This is a genomic window from Mycobacterium sp. D16Q13, assembly GCF_002013375.1.
In the GTDB taxonomy this organism is placed as follows: Bacteria; Actinomycetota; Actinomycetes; order Mycobacteriales; family Mycobacteriaceae; genus Mycobacterium.
The window spans coordinates 1-16,640 of record NZ_MAEW01000015.1 but is presented as its reverse complement, the minus strand read 5'-3'; the positions used below and the strand labels follow the sequence as shown (position 1 = coordinate 16,640).

The following is a 16,640-nucleotide window of genomic DNA, read 5'->3' as shown; positions in this document are numbered from 1 at the left end:
AGGATGACACGGCAGGCAAAGCTTCTTTGATGGTGACGATGATTGCAGATGAGTTAAGAGCGTCCCGCTGTTTCGGCAAAAGTTCCATTGTTTCCGGACGATCCAATAACTAGGAGAGGGCAGAGCATTGGTCGCGGTGGCCATTATTGGCATTGGATGCAGGTTCCCCGGGGGCATTGAAGACGCGGATTCCTTCTGGGAGTTCGTATTGCGCAGAGGCGACGCCGTGGCCGATATCCCGAAGGATCGGTGGGATGCGGACAAGTACTACGACCCCGATCCCGACACTCCGGGGCGGATGTACACCCGGCGCGGCAGCTTCCTCACCCAAGGATTCCGGCGGTTCGACGCGGACTTCTTCGGGATCTCGCACCGCGAGGCCGCCGTCCTGGACCCACAGCAGCGGCTCCTTCTCGAAACCTCGTGGGAGGCACTCGACGACGCGGGCATCGCTGGAAAAGCGTTGGGCGGCAAAGTGGGAACGTTCATCGGCGGCTTTATGAACGACAACATGGTCAGCCGGGCACTCGCCCGCAACCTTGAGAAGATCAACAACTTCGCCGCGTTCAGCGCGTCTCAGACTTTGCTGTCCAACCGGATCGCCCATGCGCTGGACCTGTGGGGGCCGAGCATGACCGTGGACACGGCGTGCTCTTCATCCCTCGTGACAACGCACCTCGCGGTGCGGGCGGTCGCCAGCGGTGAGTGCGATGTGGCGCTCGCGGGTGGCGTGAACGCCATGTTCCAGCCGGAAACCTTCATCACGATGTGTAAGGGCAGGTTTCTTGCCGCGGACGGGCGGTGCAAGTCATTCGATGCGGCCGCCGATGGCTACGGTCGTGGCGAGGGCGTCGGTGTCGTCGTGCTCAAAAACCTCGAACAGGCACAGCGCGACGGCGACCGCATCTATGCGGTGATCCGGGGCAGCGGTGTCAATCAGGACGGCAGAACGATAGCGCTGCCGGTACCGAATCCGGTGTCGCAGCAGCGGCTTGCGGAGCAGGTGCTCGAGGAGGCAGGTGTCGACCCCGCCCTCGTCGGGTACATCGAAGCGCACGGCACGGGGACGAGCGTCGGCGACCCGCTGGAGGCGGAGGCGTTGGGACATTCGTACGGTCAGGCAGCCGGCCGCACACAGCCTCTGCTGATCGGATCGGTGAAGAACAATTTCGGGCACACCGAGGCCGCCGCGGGCGTCGCGGGTCTGATCAAGGCCGCGCTCACCGTGCAGCGCAGGACTATTTTGCCGCAGGTTGTCCTCGACAAGCTCAACCCCGCAATCCCGTTCGACGAGCTTGGGATTCGGATTCCGACCGAGGTTCAGACCTACCCCGATCTGGGTGCGCCGGCGTATGCTGCGGTGAACAGCTTTGGCTATGGCGGGACCAACGCACACGTCCTTGTGCAGGAGCCGCCGGCACCCGTGGCCGCAAAGCCTGCTGTGCCCGTCAGGGACAGCATCCGGATCTTTCCGGTCTCCGCCCGCAGTGGTGCCGCACTCCACGAGGTCGCCCGGCGCTACGCCGCGCTCCTGGAGCCCGGGGAGGGCACAGCGGGCACAGTCTCCGACGAGGCCGCGCAACGCCTGAAGACCGCGGTCACCGGCCGCAGGGCACACCATTACCTCCGTAAGGGCTTCATCTACCGCGGCGCGGACGACCTTCTCGCACAGCTGAATTCCTATGCCGAAAGTGACGAAGCGGCACCCGCGCGTGCCCTGGTCGAAGGGATCTCCGATCCCGTGTTCGTCTTCAGTGGCATGGGTCCGCAGTGGTGGGGGATGGCGCGCGGTGTGTTGGAGCGCCCTGGCGCGTTCCGCGATGCCGCCGCCGAGATCGACGCGGTGTTCCAGGAGGTGTCGGGCTGGTCGGTGATCGCCGAGTTGCTGCGCGCTGAGGGCGACTCCCGTGTCAGCCGCACGGAGATCGCCCAGCCGGCGAACTTCCTTGTCCAGGCGGCACTTGCGAAGCACCTCGAACAGTTCGGAATCCGTCCCACGGCGGTGGTGGGACACAGTGTCGGGGAGGTGGCCGCGGCGTATGTGAGCGGTGCGTTGTCCCTGCGGGACGCGGCCACGGTGTCCTATCACCGTTCCCGCCTGCAGGCCAAGACGGCGGGCTCCGGCGGCATGCTCGCCGTTGGTCTCGATGCCGAGGAAGCGCAGCGCCGGGCCGCGCGCTTCGGATCGGCGGTGTGTGTCGCGGCAATCAACAGCGCCGCGGCGACCACGCTTTCCGGTGACTCGAAAGCCCTGCGGATACTGCACGATGAGCTTGCCGAAGACGGCGTCTTCGCCCGGATGCTGCACGTGGAGGTCCCGTATCACAGCCAGCTCATGGACCCCATCCTTGGTGAGCTCGCCGCATCGCTGGCCGGACTCGCCCCACGCCAGGCCGACGTGCCGCTGTATTCGACGGTCACCGGCGAGAAGACCGATGGTGAGGCATTTGCGGACCCCGACTATTGGCTGAAGAACGTGCGCGAAAGCGTGTTGTTCGCGAAGGCGATCGACACGCTCATCGATGACCGGTATCGAGTGTTCCTGGAGCTTGGGCCGCACCCTGTGCTCCTCGGAAACATTCGTGAAAGCTTTGTGCGCCATAGTGTCTCGGGCGCAGCGGTCCCGACGCTGCATCGTGAGCAGGATGACGAGCAGTCGGTGCTGCAGGCCGTCACCGACTTGTACGCGGTAGGCGCGATCGACGCCCCCGGCGAGGCCGATCTCTACACGAACGGCTCGATCCCGCACATGGATCTGCCGAAGTACCCGTGGTCGCAAGAGGAACTGTGGGAAGAAGATCCCCTCACGCTGCGCGCGCGGTACGGGGACGCCGATCGTTTCGCCCTTCTCGGCGACAGGGCGGAGGCGCTGACACCGCAGTGGGAAGTGACCCTGGCTCCGGCGAACCTGCCCTGGCTGCCGGACCATACGGTCCTCGGTTCGGTCGTGCTGCCCGGAACCGCGTATCTCGATGCCGCGCTGTCGGCCGTGCGTCAACGCTCTGGCCGTGGCCAGGCCGGACTGGACTCGGTGGTCTTCGCGGTGCCGTTGGTCGTTGCCGAACACGATGCGCCGATCACCCGCCTCACCGTGGACGAGCCCACTAAGCGGTTTACCGTCAACGGCCGTTCCGCGCACACCCAGCTGTGGACGGCACATGCCAACGGCAGACTGGTCGAGGCGAATCTGGGGACGTTGCGGATCGATGTTCCGCAGTCCGAGCACGACACGATCTTCGACGGCGCAGACGTCTATAAGGGGTTGGCGGCGGTCGGATTGTCCTACGGTCCCGCCTTTCAGCGAATCCAGAGTGCGCGCATCGGTTCGGCGGGCTGCGTCGCGCAGCTGGCGAGCCCCGAAGCGGTACCCGAGCCCGGGGTTGACCCTAAGCACGCTGTCCACCCCGCACTCGCCGACGCGGCCTTGCAGTGCATCGCGGTCCTCTTGGCCGCACGTCCGGAGCTGGACATACCTCCCACGGCGCATATTCCGGCTTCGGTGGACCGGGTGCGGCTGTACCACGAGGTGCCTGAGGACCCCATCGCGGTCGTCGAGATCACGAGCACGCAGCCGCTGCGCGCGAACGCCTACCTCGCTTCGCCCGATGGCGACGTGGCCCTGGCCATGACCGGCGTGACGCTGCGGCCGGTGGGAGCGGCGTCGGACCCGCTGTCCGAGCTTGAGCAGTACTTTTACGAGCCTCGGTGGGAGCCGTTCGACGAGGAGCCGGAAGGGCAAGAGGGACAACGTGTCCCGGCGCCTGTCACCGCTGCTCGCGCGGCGAACGCGGTCGTCGAGATCGGGGGCGTCAGCGCAGCTGTCGCCGAAGGCGTCCGCCGAGCGGCCGGCGCCGGTGTACCGATCCTGCGCGCCGAATCGCACCAGGGAGCAGATCTCGCCGAGACGTTCGGGGAAGCGTTGCGCGCAGACACGTTCTTGCGCGTGCTGGTGGCCGTCGGCTCCGGGAAGTCCTCGGTAGAGAACCTTCATCAACTCGTCGTGGTCGCGCAGGCGTTGCGGACGGTCATGGAGGCCGAGACCGACCGCGGTGTCGTGAATCCGGACGTGCAGGTCGTCGTCGTGAGCACGCATGCCTTCCTGGCGCCGGGTGATCGTGGACTCGTCCTGGACCAGGCCACGCTCGTGGGGGCGCGCCGGGTGTTGGCGAACGAGCAGCATCCCGCCAAGTGGTCTCTGGTGGACCTGTCCGATTCGGTCACCGCAGACGAGGTGGCCGCAGAGATCAACGCGATGAATCGAGCGGAAGAAGTCGCGGTGCGCGCGGGTGTGCGGTGGACCCAGCGGATGCGTCGGTCGCTATCCGAACTCGTCGCGCCGTGGGAAGAGGCATTCGAGCCCACAGACCCGGACGTGGCCTACGAGGTGCAGATCCCGGATACGCGGACGCTCAAGGACATTGCGCTCCGTGCATGCGATCGCGTCGAGCCGGGACCCCGGCAAGTGGAGGTCCGCGTCGAGACTCTCGGACTCAACTACAAGGACCCGTTGAAGGTCCTCGGGATCCTGACTGAGCGTGAACTCGGCGAGACGTACTTCAAGCTGGATCCGGGCATGGAGGGTTTCGGTGTTGTCACGCGCGTCGGCTCCGCGGTCAGCGAGCTTCGGGTTGGCGAGAGCATCGCGGTCGCGGAGCGGGGTCTGCTGCGCCGCTACCTGACCTTCGACCTCGACGGCGGTGCCGCGTGGGAGCGGATAGACGAAGAGCATCTTCAGCGTGCGGACTTCGATCCGCTCGCGGTGGGTTCCGGTGTGCCGTTCTTCACGGCGGGCTATGCCTTCTACAAGCTGGCGGATCTGCAGCCCGGCGAGACAGTTCTTATCCACGGCGCGGCGGGCGGCATGGGCATGGGCGCGGTGCAGATCGCGGTCAACATGGGTGCGGTCGTGTACGCGACCGCCGGCAGCGAGGAGCGTCGGCGTGCGGCGCTGGAGCTCGGCGCCACCGCGGCCTTCGACTCGCGGTCGGTCGGGTTTGTCGACGACATACTGCGGGTCACCGAAGGGCGCGGGGTTGACGTCATCTACAACTCATTGCCCGGCGAGATGATCGCCCAGAACTTCGCAGTCGCCGGGGAGTTCTGCCGGATCATCGAAATCGGCAAGGCGGACATCTATTTCGGCGGAGCGATGGATCTCAAGCCGTTCAGCGGCAACCTGTCGTTCCACGCGATCGACATGGACCGCATGCTGCGGCTGCGTCCGGAAACATTCCGCGAGCTCAGGCGCGAGTGCACCGAGATGCTCACCTCCGGCAAGCTCACCCCGCTCCCGTTCACGCGGTTCCCGATCGACGAGGTCGTGGGGGCGTTCGAGGCGGTGTTCCGGGCGGCACACATGGGCCGGATCGTGCTGGATCTGCGTGATCAGACGCCTAAGCTGCTGCCGCGCAAGCCAGATCCGGCGCCGGTGCGCCCCGGTCACTCCTACCTCATCAGCGGTGGATTCGGCGGCTTCGGTCTGGCCACCGCACGTTCGTTGGCCAGGGCCGGGGCGACCCATCTGATCCTCGCGGGCCGCAGCGGTGCCACAACGGACGTTGCGCGAGCGCAGATCGAGGCGCTCAGGGCCGCCGACGTCGACGTGTGGGAAGAGCGGATCGACATCAGCGACTATGACCAGGTCGCGGATCTGATCGCGAAAGTGGAGGCCTCGGGCCATCCGCTGCGTGGCGTCTTCCATGCGGCCGCGGTCGCTCACGACGAGGTGCTCGCGGATATCAGCGCGGAGTCGTTGTACAAGGTGTTCGGGCCCAAGGTCGAGGGTGCGCTGAACCTCGACAGGGCCACGCGCGAGCACGATGTGCCACTCGACCACTTCGTGCTGTACTCCTCGATCAGTGGCCTCATCGGCATCGTTCCGCAGCTGACCTACGCGGCGGCGAATAGCACGCTGGACGGCCTCGCTCAGGCGCGGCACGCGGCCGGGCTGCCTGCTCTGTCGGTGAGCTGGGGTGCCATGAGCGGCGGTGGCATGGCCGAGGTTGAGGCCATTGTGAAGTTTCTCGATTCGGTTGGGCTGCGCCGCCTCAACATGGACCTCGGGGCGACACTCATGCACGAGTGCTCCCGTTTCCAGCTTCCGCACGTCGCCATCGCGGGTGTCGATTGGGGGGTCTTGCGCACGCCGCTGCCCTCGACGGCCAAGAGCACGCGCTTCGCGCATTTGTCCGCTGAGGCCGCCGCCGTGTCGAACGAACAGGCTGCCTTCCGTGCGGCGGTGTTGGCACTGCCGGAGGAGGAGCGCGGACCGATGGTTACCAAGGAACTGGCCAAGGAGCTCGCCAACGTGCTCAAGGTCGATGTGGACAGCATCGACCCCACGGGGCCGATCGCCGATTTGGGAATCGACTCCCTGATGGCGGTCGAGTTCGCCGCCCGCGCCGGCAAGCAGTTGAACATCCAGATCAGTGCGTTCCAGTTCACCCCCGACCTCACCCTCGAGGCTGTCGGTGCCCGGGTCGCATTACTCATTGCGCAAGGGGTCGGCGATCCCGAGCACGACGCGATATAGAGGATCCGCGTGACTGTTGCGACTCCGCTTGAATGTTGGTGGTGGCCCAGGGCGTATCAACCGTCCCTGCCCACCGTGCTGTTTTTCCCGGGCGCTGGGGCAAATCACGCCGGTGAGCAGCACTTGGTCCCGCACCTGGCGGGGGTGAATTTTGGGGTGTGGCGGATGCCGGGGCGCAGCACCCGGTCCACCGAACCATCTCCGGAGAGTCTGCGCGCGCTGTCGGAGGAGTGCGCGTCGGCGATCATCGGGCTCGGTTGCCGCCGACCGGTCCTCGCGGGAAAGAGTTTCGGCGGGCTGTTCGGCTACACGGTGTGTCAGGCATTGGAGTCGCGGGACTTCGCCGTGGGCCGGTTCGTTCCGGTGGTGAGCGGGCATCCGTCTCTCTGGCGAATGGATGCTCTCTACGCCAAGACCCGGGGGCACAACCCGAAACAACACGCACTCTGGAGACTTACCAACGATGAGCAGCGCGGCGCCTGGCCGCCGAAGAAGATTGCGGATGAGTCATTGCTGGAGCAGGCGCGGCTACATGCGGTGATCGATTTCAGTCTTGGCCTGCAATCGATTTCGCGTCGCCGGATCACGACGCCGATCACCGAGGTGAGCGCGAAGGATGATGAGGTGATTCCGAAGTTCGCGCCGCCGCGCCGATGGGCCCCGTACACGAAGGGGGAGTTCACGAGCATCCTCGTGACAGGCGGGCACTACTTCTACTGGTCGAACCCGCAGGCCTTGGCGAGCATCTTGACGCACGAGGCCGAGCTGGCCCTCGGCGGCTCGTACTCCTACTAGCCGCCGAGGCAAGCGTCGTATTACGGGGTTTCGCGCTGGCAGTCCGGGCCGGTGTACTGCCAGTTCGGGTTGCTTGAGTATTCGCAGCCCGGGCCCACGTACTTCCAGTTCGGGGCCGGGGCAGGCAGGCGCCCACCTTCGCCCTGCCAGTTGCGGCCGGAGTATCGCCAGCCCCACGCGTCGAACCAGCTGTCGGGGTTGACGCACCCTTCGACGTTTCCTGGTCCCCACGGGGGTGGGGGTGAGGGATACGGTCCGTTAAAGCACACATCCGTGGGGGCGGGGATCGGCTGCGCCGACGCCGGGCCCGCGCTCAACAGAGCGATCGGGGCGGCGATGACGCCTGCTGCTAACACGGCCTGCCCGACCATGATGATCTTGTTCATCGCACAACCTCCGACGCTGGATGCCGCTGTGATTCCGCAAGATTAGCGCACTATCGCGCGTTTTCTCGGTAATTGTGGCAATTGCGCTCGCTGACATATCACTACGCGAACCGGCGTACGTCGCACCTGCGCTACCAGCCGTGTTGTCGATCAGAGGGGTGCCGACATCGCGCTCGCGGCGGAGGCCCATCGGTTCGCTGACCCCGATGCCATGAACCCTGCTGAGAGGTTGCCGCGCCAAGGGGGCGGCCGGGTCACCGCTACGCTCCTGAGACGTGGCACGTCGCAAACACGCTCAGCCCTGCAAGTGGTGCGGGCGCGAAGTCGATGACGCAGAGCTGGGTCGCCGGCGGCAGTATTGCCGCCAGTCCTGTCGCCAGCGCGCGTACGAACAGCGTGCGGCGGTCAAGGGCACCTCGGTGCCCGCCGACGCCGTGGTGCTGACCGCCGACGAAGCGACCGATCTGGCCGATCGGGTGTATCAGGCGAGGTGTGCGGCCGAGGATGTCGCGACGGCCGTCGACGAGGGCGCGACCCAGGACCAGCTGCGCCAGTTGTGCGAAGAATTGCTGCGCGCCACCAAGGCTGCCGACGGCTGGCGCTAGTTTCGGTCGTTCACCTCGGGTGAGGGATACCCGTCGAATCAGCGCGATATTAAGTCTTCACGGAATCCAAACGCGCCCATAGTTTGTCAATACTTGTCGAAACGCAGCCGCCGACCCGTGAGGATTCCCGAGCTTTTCATGACCACCCGTAATACGTTGGTGGCCGCTGCGGCGACTGACACCGACGCCCCGATATCCACCCCGTCCCGACGGGAGTGGATCCTCAGCCGGCGCTGGGAGATCATTCGATTTCTTTCGCCGTTCGTGGTGCTGCTTGTTTGGCAAGCGGGGAGTGGCTGGGGTCTGATCGATCCGGACATCCTGCCGGCGCCGTCGACGATCGGGCACGCCGGAATCGAGTTGGTCGGCAATGGTCAGCTCACCGCGGCACTGCGGGTCTCCGGCATCCGTGCCGCCGAAGGACTGCTGCTGGGTGGCTTGGCAGGCGTGGTGCTGGGCGCGGCGGTGGGTTTGTCGCGGCTCGTCGATGCCGTGGTGGACCCGACCATGCAGATGGTCCGGGCGTTGCCACACCTCGGGCTCATCCCGCTGTTCATCCTGTGGTTTGGAATCGGTGAGCTTCCCAAGGTGCTGATGGTGGCCCTCGGGGCGGCCTTCCCGCTGTACCTCAACACCACTTCCGCGATCCGGCAGGTTGACCCCAAACTTTTCGAAACCGCACAGGTACTTGGGTTTTCATTCTGGCAGCGGTTGCGCGTCATCATCATCCCCGGTGCTACTCCGCAGGTGCTTGTCGGGCTGCGTCAATCCCTGGCGTTGTCCTGGCTGACGCTCATCGTCGCCGAGCAGATCAACGCCGACGCCGGGGTCGGTTTCCTTATCAACAACGCGCGCGATTTCCTGCGTATCGACGTCATCATCTTCGGGCTCGTGGTCTACGCGCTGCTGGGCATCGTCACGGACGCCATTGTGCGCGTGCTGGAACGGCGCGCGCTGCGGTACCGATCATGAAAGGCACATCATGACAGCGGTTTTCGAGGTCACTGAACTGGCACGGCAATCTGCTGTACCGGCGGCAGAGCTGACATCGGTCACCAAATGGTACGGACGCAATCGCGTTCTCGATGACGTCTCACTGCGGGTGGGCCATGGCGAGATCGTCGCATTGGTGGGCCGCAGTGGTTCGGGCAAGTCGACGGTGCTGCGGGTGCTGTCCGGGTTGGCCGGCGACTACGAGGGCGAGCGTCAGGTGCTGGGCGCTCCCGCGGTGGCGTTCCAGGAGCCACGACTGTTCCCGTGGCGTTCGGTGCGCGACAACGTGTTGTACGGGCTCACCCGCACCAAGTCGTCCAAGGCGGAAGCGCTTTCCCGCATTGATCGGGCCCTTGATGAGGTGGGGCTTGCCGATAAGGCACAAGCCTGGCCGCTGACACTCTCGGGCGGACAGGCGCAACGCGTGTCCCTGGCGCGTGCGCTAGTCGCGGAGCCGCAGTTGCTGCTGCTCGACGAGCCCTTCGGCGCACTTGACGCGCTCACGCGACTCTCCATGCACCGACTGCTGTTGAACCTGTGGCGAGAGCACGAGTTCGGCGTGCTGCTCGTCACTCACGATGTGGACGAGGCGATATCTCTGGCCGACACCATCCTGGTGCTGGATGAGGGCCGGCTGGTGCACACATTGCGCATCGGCAATCCCCGTAAACCTCATGGCAAGCACGACGCCGAAACCGAGAAATACCGAGGAGAGCTCCTTGCGCAGCTTGGTGTTTAAGTCAATCGTCAGCGCGACCGTGATCCTGCTGTCTCTGACGGCCTGCACCTCCGGCCGCGACGGCAAGGGTGATACCGCTGTGCCGCAGCTTGTTCCGCTCTCAGAGCTGGCGAGCCTCACCCTGCGGGTGGGCGATCAGAAGGGTGGCACCGAGTCGCTGCTGCGGGCGGCGGGCGAGCTGGACAACGCGCCGTACAAGGTCGAATTCTCGACCTTCAGCTTTGGCCCCCCGCAGATTGAGGCGCTCACCGCGGGCAAGATCGACTTCGCGGTCACCGGCAATACACCGCCGATCTTCGGCGCGGCCTCCAAGGCGAGAATCAAAGTGGTGTCTGGGTATACCAATGACGCCTCCGGTGACCAGATCCTGGTTGCCGACACATCCCCGATCCATTCCGTCGCTGACCTGCGGGGTAAGAAGGTGGCTGTCGGGAAGGGCAGTTCGGCGAACGGTCATCTGTTACTTCAGCTGCAGAAGGCCGGTCTCACCATCAAGGACATCCAGCCGGTCTTCCTGCAGCCTGCCGATGCGTTCACCGCACTGAGTCAAGGCCAGGCTGACGCCTGGGCGATCTGGGATCCGTACACGGCGCTGGCCGACAAACAGCTGAAGGTTCGTACCCTGGTGACCGCGACCGGCGTCGCGAACGGGTACGGATTCGGCGTCGCATCGCAGGTGGCGCTGCGTGATGCTCAACGCAATACCGCATTGTCCGACCTGGTGCAGCGCATCGCGCGTGCCAGCGCATGGGCCCAGGCCCATCCACAGGAGTGGTACGGAAAGTACGCCGCGGCAATCGGAATCGACCCTGCGGCAGCAGAGCTGGCGCAGTCGCGCAGCCTGCGGCAACCAATACCGCTCGACGGCGAGGTGACGGCCTCGGAACAGAACCTGGCCGACCTGTTCGCGCAGTCGGGACAGATTCAGGGCAAGCCCACGTTCTCTGATTTCGTCGACAACCGCTTCAACGACGTCCTCACGCAGTTCTTCACCCAGTCCCACTAACCCATACGTCCTCGTATCCCACACAAGGAGAGCAATTCCCGTGGCCGCCAAGTTTTTCTGGTTTCTGCCCACCAATGGTGACAGCCGTTCCATCGTGGGTGCCTCGCATGCGTCCTCGCATCACACCATCCCGGTGGGGTACCGCGAGCCCAGCTTGCGCTATCTCGGTGAGATAGCTCGCGCCGCGGACCGATTGGGCTTCGAGGGTGTACTGACTCCCACCGGCACCTGGTGTGAGGACGCATGGCTGACGGCTTCGGCGCTGCTGGAGCAGACCGAGCGCCTGAAGTTCCTCGTGGCCTTTCGGCCGGGGTTGGTGCCGCCGACACTGGCCGCGCAGCAGGCAGCGACATTCCAGCGGTTCTCGGATGGGCGCTTGCTGCTGAACGTCGTCAGCGGCGGCGACGATACCGAGCAGCGCCGTTTCGGTGATTGGCTCACCCACGACGAACGGTACGAGCGCACCGGGGAGTTTTTGCAGATCGTCCGGGATATCTGGAAGGGCGAACCCGTCGACTATTCGGGCAAGCACTACACAGTGACCGATGCGCGCGTATCGGAGCCGCCAACACCGTTGCCGCAGTTGTATTTCGGAGGCTCGTCCTCGGCGGCGCTGCCGATTGCCGCCGAGCATGTCGACGTGTACCTGACCTGGGGTGAGCCGCCCGCGGCGGCGGCCGCGAAGATCGAGACGGTGCGCGCGTTGGCCAAGGAGCGAGGGCGCAACCTGCGATTCGGCATCCGCCTGCACACGATCAGCCGCGACACCTCCGAGGCGGCGTGGGCCGTCGCGAACTCTCTGGTCGGGGAGCTGACTCCCGATCAGATCGCCGCGGCGACGGCACTGCATTCCACATCCGAATCCGAGGGGCAGCGGCGCATGACGGCGCTGCACGGCGGTCGGCTCGACAAACTGGAGATCTACCCGAATCTGTGGGCGGGCGTCGGGCTGGTGCGTGGCGGCGCGGGCACGGCGCTGGTGGGCAGCCATGAAGAAGTCGCCAATCTGATTTCCGAATACCACGCGCTGGGGTTCGACGAATTCATCCTGTCCGGATACCCACACCTGGAAGAGGCGTACTGGTTCGCCGAGGGCGTGCTTCCGCTGCTCAAGAAGCGGGGAGCGCTGGCGGCCTAGCCCAGACCCGCGCTGTCGTCATCGAGGTCGTTGCGCTGCAACCCCATGGGTGTCGACGCCGGCAGATCGCCACCCGCGATGACCTGTCGTGTGATCGGCGTGAGCGCCCTAAAGAGAGCCTCCACCTCGCTGTCGGTCAGGGCATCGAGTACCGGCAGTGATGCCCGGTCGGTTCGGCTCTCGATATCGGTCTTCAGCGCCCGGCCCTGTGGCGTCAAGTCACCGCCGTCGAGCAGGCCGCGCCGAGTCAGGTTCTGTTCGATGACCGCCCACTCGCCGTCGTCATAGTCGCGGCTGCGCATGATGCCGTCCTTGGTGACCCGTCCCGCCGCAACGTGAAACACGTTCGATTCACGGCCGTCGATGCCCGCGGCGACCAGCGCGGCGACATGGGCATCGCCGCGCTGCTCGCGTAGCAGGGTGGCGGCATGCCACAGCACCGCCACGGGTTCATCGGGCCAGGGAACAGCGGTGAGCGCCGCGTACAGGGGGCGCCCGGCCGGAGAGGCGTTGCGGGCCGCCTTGCCCAGCAATTCGGCTGCGGTGCATAGGTTGTCATCCTCGGTGAGGCCGTAGCGCCGTAGTGCCGCGACGGCGCCGGCCTGCCGCGCGGCCAGCGCCTGCTCCGGGCTGACGGTATCCCAGGCCCCATCGAGGGATTTGGCGACTCGGAATGCGGCGAAGTTGTAAAAGACGGCCTCGACAAGTCTGGGGGCCGCCCTGCCCAGGGGTGCCGATCGGGTAGCGAAGTATCCGCGCCAGAATCCGCGGTAGCCGAGCTCGTCGGCGGCGGCGCGTGCCTCGGGGGCGAAGTAGGTGATGCCGTGTACCGGTTCGAAACGCTCGTAGAGACGCCGGGCGAGTGCGGGTGGACGTGCCATCGATCCAGTGAACCACGGCGTGCCCTCGCGGACTGTCGAGTCCGGTGCGGCTGTCGGTGCGGGCTCGTAGTGTGGTGTCATGGGATTGAGTTTGGAAGAACGACAGGCATTTTTGGCCGAGCCCCACGTGGCGGCAATCTCGGTGAGTGCCGGGGCGGACCGCGCGCCGCTGACGGTGCCGATCTGGTACTTCTATACCCCGGGCGGCGATCTTTGGGTTCCGACGGGCAAGGGATCGCGTAAGCACCAGCTGATCGAGGCCGCGGGTCGGCTGACGCTTATGGTCGACCGTGAGCAGCCGACGGTGCGGTACGTGAGTGTCGAGGGGCCGGTGACCAAGGTCGTGCCTCTCGAGCACGACCAGCATCGGCAGGTGGCTGCCCGGTACATCCCGGAGGAGCTGCTCGACGGGTATCTCACGTACTCGGAGGGGTACGGCGAGCAGATCGCTGTGTATGTCTCTCCGGAACACTGGCTCTCGGCGGACCTTGGTGGCCCGGAGAACTGGGGCTAGCGTTCCCGCGTGATCACCGGGGCAGCGGGAACTGTTCGGTTCCCTGATCGCCCGCGGGTATGACGGGCAGTGTGAGTGTGGACGGGTGCTCCGCATCATGCAGGATTGTCTGTGTGGCGGTGCGCAGCTCGGAGTTCTGTCCGAATGGTGCGCCCGTGTTCGGGTTGGGCGCGTACTGCGGGAAGTCGCTGCTGGAAATCTCCAGTCGGATGCGCTCTCCGGCGCGGAACTGGTAGCTCACCGGCCATACGTCGATGTGGTATATGTGCGGCCGGCCCGCCGCTACGGGATGCGGGTCGGACAGCGATTGTGCCAGTGAGGTGCGGACAACTCCGTTGTTGAGATTGACGGCGGCACCATCGGATTGCACGACAACCAGTTTCGCGGTGAAGTCGGTGTCGGGGGCCGAGGACGCGGCCCATAGGTCGACGCTGATCGGTCCGGTGACCTCGGTTTCGGTGGTGAGCGGCTCGCTGGTGTAGGTCAGCACATCGGGGCGCTGTTCCACGGCGGTCTGGTCGTAGCGACCTTCCGGAGCCGAATCCGCGGCACAGCAGGAGTGCCCACCCGCGCTCGGTACCGGATTGGCCGGGTCGTAGCGGTAGGTGTCGGGTGGATCATGGGGTGGGGCCGAATTACCGAGCCTTCCCTCGTGCTTCGCGCCGGGACCGCCCAAGTGATACACGGTCCAATTCGTCTGCGGTAGCGGCCAGGAGGGGGCGTTCTTCCATCGGTTGGCGCCCATCAGGTAGTAGTCGACGCGGGGTGACCCGGGAGCGACACCATTGTCCGTGCCCTTGAGGAAGTGGTCGAACCATGCCAGTTGCAGCTCGTTCACGGGGCTGCTGGCGCCGGGTCCCAGGCTCTTCAACAATGGTGAAGGGCTGGATGTTTCACGGCCCCAGGCCAGATGATCCCAGGGGCCGATGACAATGCGCTGATGTCGGCGCGCCTCCGGCGACCCGCCCCGTGCGGACATGCCGGCGAAGTTCTCCAGGCCGCCGCGCAGGAAGGCGTCGTACCAGCCCTCGAAGTGCAGCACCGGCACCTTCACGTTCTCGTACCGATCCCGGATGCTCCACCGCTGCCAATACTCGTCGCGGGTTGAATGCCGGATCCACTCGAAATACCACGGCGCAACGTGGGGATTGCCCGGCTGCATTGGTGGAAGATCCTGGTATGGAAGGAAATTGAGCCAGCGATCACGTTCTTTGTCGGCGGCCTCCAGTTGTTCGACGGCCGCCTCATCGCCCCGGTTCTTCGCTGCGGTGGTGGCGATCGTCTCGATCGCCCACGGGAGCACGAAGCCGAGCCGGAACGCGCCGCCCTCGTAGGTCCACCCGTCGTAGTAGTCGGAGGCCGTGTTGGAGGGGACGATGGTGGTCAGGTGCGGGGGAGTTGTGGTGGCAGCGAGCCATTGTGTGGCACCGACATACGAGGACCCGTACATTCCGACCTTGCCGGTGGAACCGGGTAATCCCGCGGCCCACTCAACGGTGTCGTAACCGTCGGTGCCGTCGTTGCCGAATTCGGTGAATATCCCATCCGAAGCGCCTTGACCCCGAACGTCCTGCACCACCACGAGATAGCACTGCGAGGCGAACCAGCCGGGAGTCTGGAACCGTGAAGGCTTGACCTGCGCGCTGCTCTTGCCGTACTGGGTGCGCATCAGGATGACCGGCACCGAGTCCTTGAGCTTGGGACGGTAGATATCGGCGCGCAGGATCGTGCCGTCGCGCATGGTCGCTGGCACGTCGGTCTGCTTGGCGACCGCACAGGGGCCGCCGCCGTCCGCCGGGGGCCAGGAGTTGCGACCGGGACCCTCGTGGCCGCACGCGGTGAGAATGAGGCCCAGAATGGCGGCGAAAATTGCCAGACGACTGGCCGAACCTGCGATCACCCCGAAAGGGTACCGAGACGGGCTAGCGCACCCAGGTGCGCTAGCCCTCGTGCTCATACCAGTGCCGGCGCCTCGTCCTGCAGCGTGAGGTTGTCGAGGAACTCCTCGGTGACCGCGGTGCCGACTCCGCCGAAGGTGCCGGACGACAGCGGGTTCATCGCCTCCAGGACGAGCAGGTGCTCGCCCCAGCATGGTGTCAGCCCGGCCCACGGTGCGCGGGACTCGGGTTTCTCCTGGGTACGCAGTGCGCACACCACGGTCAGCCGCGGAGCCTCGGTGGTGCCGGTGAGCTCAAGAGCGGTCCAGCGCTCCGGTAGCGGCGCATTCCAGATGTTCCCCAGGGTGTCCGGCAGACTCCCGTTCACCGTGGCGCGGTAGGCGGCCAGGTAACCGCGATCGTCGGCGACCGCCCGGGATCCCTCCTTGACCTCCGCGGGCAGCGGCGCGTCCGGGGTGTCGACCGCATTGACCTGCCAGCCCAGCTCGCGCAGGTGATCGGAGAGTCGGCGCCCCACGATATCGGCGCTCTCGCGCAGTGGGATTCGCGGAGACCGTGCCCGCAGTGCGGCGAGATTGTCCGCGGCACTCAGGGTCAGGCTCACCCAGGTCTTGCCCTCGGCGCCGACGACATCGGCGGTGGTGACGCGGATCGATGAGCAGCGCATGCCGTAGCGATCCAGGTATCCGGCGAGAAGCCCGACTGGGATCTCCTCACCGGATGCGGGTGCCTTGAGCTCGAGTGCCACGGTGGTGCGCGCATCGACTCCCGCCGCGACAACCTGTGCGGTGTTGGAGGGGGAACGACGAGAGAACCTACGGGTCAGCATCTTCGTGAACCGTCCGAGAATGTCGGTGAGGAAGGTGCCACGCCACCACGCCAGTAGAACCAGCGCCAGCACCGCAGCGGTGATCGCGATCCAGCGGTCGTCAGGGTCTCGACGGTAGAGCGCGAACGCGCCCGCGGCGACCAGCGTTGCCACCAGGGTCAGCCGCAGCGTGCACGGCACCGGGGGTCGATACAGCTTCACGTTCTTACTCACTCGTGCTCTCCTGTCTGCGACGTGCACTGAGCCCGGCGACGACGATCACCGCGATCAGACATACACCGGCGCCAAGGAAGGCGAGTCGCCGGGGAAGGGGGTTTTCGGGGG

The 16,640-nt window shown here is 65.8% G+C and carries 12 protein-coding genes; 8 read left to right on the top strand and 4 right to left on the bottom strand.

Going from position 1 to position 16,640, the window contains the following annotated elements:
• The first annotated feature begins 127 nt into the window (after window positions 1-127).
• A complete protein-coding gene (locus B4400_RS16825) occupies window positions 128-6,532 on the top strand; it encodes a type I polyketide synthase (protein WP_078311691.1) in 6,405 nt (2,134 codons plus the stop codon).
• Window positions 6,533-6,607: 75 nt separating this feature from the next.
• Window positions 6,608-7,327, top strand: coding sequence for a thioesterase II family protein (locus tag B4400_RS16820; protein ID WP_078311690.1), 720 nt, complete (start codon window positions 6,608-6,610; stop codon window positions 7,325-7,327).
• A gap of 20 nt (window positions 7,328-7,347) precedes the next feature.
• Here the strand turns inward: B4400_RS16820 and B4400_RS16815 are convergent, their stop codons facing one another.
• Window positions 7,348-7,713, bottom strand: coding sequence for a hypothetical protein (locus tag B4400_RS16815; protein ID WP_078311689.1), 366 nt, complete (start codon window positions 7,711-7,713; stop codon window positions 7,348-7,350).
• A 275-nt stretch (window positions 7,714-7,988) separates the two neighbouring features.
• Between B4400_RS16815 and B4400_RS16810 the strand changes: the two genes are divergently transcribed.
• The 5 genes from B4400_RS16810 to B4400_RS16790 all read left to right on the top strand — a co-directional run bounded on the left by B4400_RS16810 (window position 7,989) and on the right by B4400_RS16790 (window position 12,194).
• Window positions 7,989-8,318, top strand: coding sequence for a hypothetical protein (locus B4400_RS16810; RefSeq protein ID WP_078311688.1), 330 nt, complete (start codon window positions 7,989-7,991; stop codon window positions 8,316-8,318).
• A gap of 138 nt (window positions 8,319-8,456) precedes the next feature.
• Window positions 8,457-9,290 (top strand): ABC transporter permease, encoded by an 834-nt coding sequence (locus tag B4400_RS16805; protein ID WP_078311687.1) that lies wholly within the window; start codon window positions 8,457-8,459, stop codon window positions 9,288-9,290.
• A gap of 10 nt (window positions 9,291-9,300) precedes the next feature.
• Window positions 9,301-10,050, top strand: a complete 750-nt coding sequence (locus B4400_RS16800) for an ABC transporter ATP-binding protein (protein ID WP_078311686.1) — start codon at window positions 9,301-9,303, stop codon at window positions 10,048-10,050.
• The gene (locus tag B4400_RS16795) at window positions 10,031-11,056 is read left to right on the top strand and encodes an ABC transporter substrate-binding protein (protein WP_170915037.1); all 1,026 of its coding nucleotides are present in this window, start codon (window positions 10,031-10,033) and stop codon (window positions 11,054-11,056) included. The genes B4400_RS16800 and B4400_RS16795 overlap by 20 nt, the downstream gene beginning before the upstream one ends.
• A gap of 40 nt (window positions 11,057-11,096) precedes the next feature.
• The gene (locus tag B4400_RS16790) at window positions 11,097-12,194 is read left to right on the top strand and encodes an LLM class flavin-dependent oxidoreductase (protein WP_078311684.1); all 1,098 of its coding nucleotides are present in this window, start codon (window positions 11,097-11,099) and stop codon (window positions 12,192-12,194) included.
• On the opposite strand, the gene B4400_RS16785 is transcribed toward B4400_RS16790, so the two are convergent.
• Entirely contained in the window at window positions 12,191-13,075 is an 885-nt protein-coding gene (locus B4400_RS16785) for an SCO6745 family protein (protein ID WP_078311832.1), read from the bottom strand. The two genes, B4400_RS16790 and B4400_RS16785, sit on opposite strands and share 4 nt — an antisense overlap.
• Window positions 13,076-13,154: 79 nt before the next feature.
• Here B4400_RS16785 and B4400_RS16780 point away from each other — a divergent pair, with 79 nt between their 5' ends.
• On the top strand, window positions 13,155-13,589 hold the full coding sequence (locus tag B4400_RS16780) for a pyridoxamine 5'-phosphate oxidase family protein (protein WP_078311683.1): 435 nt from the start codon (window positions 13,155-13,157) through the stop codon (window positions 13,587-13,589).
• Between the two features lie 13 nt (window positions 13,590-13,602).
• Here B4400_RS16780 and B4400_RS16775 read toward each other — a convergent pair whose 3' ends face one another.
• Window positions 13,603-15,459 (bottom strand): CocE/NonD family hydrolase, encoded by a 1,857-nt coding sequence (locus B4400_RS16775; RefSeq protein ID WP_078311831.1) that lies wholly within the window; start codon window positions 15,457-15,459, stop codon window positions 13,603-13,605.
• 83 nt (window positions 15,460-15,542) lie between these two features.
• Window positions 15,543-16,496 (bottom strand): type VII secretion protein EccE, encoded by a 954-nt coding sequence (eccE, locus tag B4400_RS16770; RefSeq protein WP_078311830.1) that lies wholly within the window; start codon window positions 16,494-16,496, stop codon window positions 15,543-15,545.
• Window positions 16,497-16,640 lie beyond the last annotated feature (144 nt).

Bases quoted from the DNA above. Each gene is read 5' to 3' on its own strand.
- B4400_RS16780 (WP_078311683.1), top strand. From the start codon at position 13,155: ATGGGATTGAGTTTGGAAGAACGACAGGCATTTTTGGCCGAGCCCCAC.
- B4400_RS16805 (WP_078311687.1), top strand. From the start codon at position 8,457: ATGACCACCCGTAATACGTTGGTGGCCGCTGCGGCGACTGACACCGAC.
- B4400_RS16785 (WP_078311832.1), bottom strand. From the start codon at position 13,075: ATGGCACGTCCACCCGCACTCGCCCGGCGTCTCTACGAGCGTTTCGAA.
- B4400_RS16800 (WP_078311686.1), top strand. From the start codon at position 9,301: ATGACAGCGGTTTTCGAGGTCACTGAACTGGCACGGCAATCTGCTGTA.
- B4400_RS16815 (WP_078311689.1), bottom strand. From the start codon at position 7,713: ATGAACAAGATCATCATGGTCGGGCAGGCCGTGTTAGCAGCAGGCGTC.